The following is a 748-nucleotide window of genomic DNA, read 5'->3' as shown; positions in this document are numbered from 1 at the left end:
GCTTCAGATGCTCGACGAAGCCGGTCGCCTGGACATTGTCGGAGTGCGAGATGACGAACTCCTCGTCCTGGGCCGCGGCGACGACATCCTCGCCGAGCTCCTTCGCGCGCAGCGCCCGGTCGCAGAGTGCCACGGCCATCGCCTTGCGTTCGCTCTGGCCGAAGACCAGGCCGTAGCCGCGGGTGAATTGCGGCGGCGCCTTGGCCGAGCCTTTGAACTGGTTGACCATCTGGCATTCGGTGACGCGGACAGTGCCGAGCGGCACCGAGAAGGGCAGTTCGGGCACGTCGAGCTCCAACTCGACTTCGCCGATGCGGATCTCGCCGACGAAGGGGTGGTTGCGGGCATAGCCGCGCTGGGTGGAATAGCCGAGCGCCAGCAGGAACCCTTCATCGCCGCGTGACAGCGCCTGCAGGCGGATGTCGCGCGCCATCGGGAATTCGAGCGGCTCGCGGGTGATGTCGCCGGGGACATGATCCTGCGGCATGTCGCCATCCGGTTCGATCAAGCCTTCGCGGGCGAGGATCGCCGAGACGCGCGGCATGGCTTGCGCTTCCGTGTCGCGCAGCAAGGGCTCGGCGACATCGGCGCCGGCGGCAAGCTCGGGATCGAGCAGCCGGTGGGTGTAGTCGAAGGTCGGTCCGAGCAACTGGCCGCCGGGCAGATCCTTGTAGGTCGCCGAGACGCGCCGCTCGACCAGCATGTTGGCGGTGTCGATGGGCCTGGAGTAGCCGAAGCGCGGCAGCGT

General features: G+C 67.9%; 1 protein-coding gene. It reads right to left on the bottom strand.

Annotation, left to right across the window (positions count from 1 at the left end; translation table 11 throughout):
- A partial coding sequence (locus EN879_RS37785; protein ID WP_127274806.1) for a carbon-phosphorus lyase complex subunit PhnI occupies positions 1–748 on the bottom strand: 748 nt, incomplete at both ends.

Origin of the sequence: Mesorhizobium sp. M7A.F.Ca.AU.002.02.1.1, assembly GCF_003998535.1 — a bacterium.
Taxonomy (GTDB): Bacteria; Pseudomonadota; Alphaproteobacteria; order Rhizobiales; family Rhizobiaceae; genus Mesorhizobium; species Mesorhizobium ciceri.
This window is presented reverse-complemented; position numbering and strand designations above follow the sequence as displayed.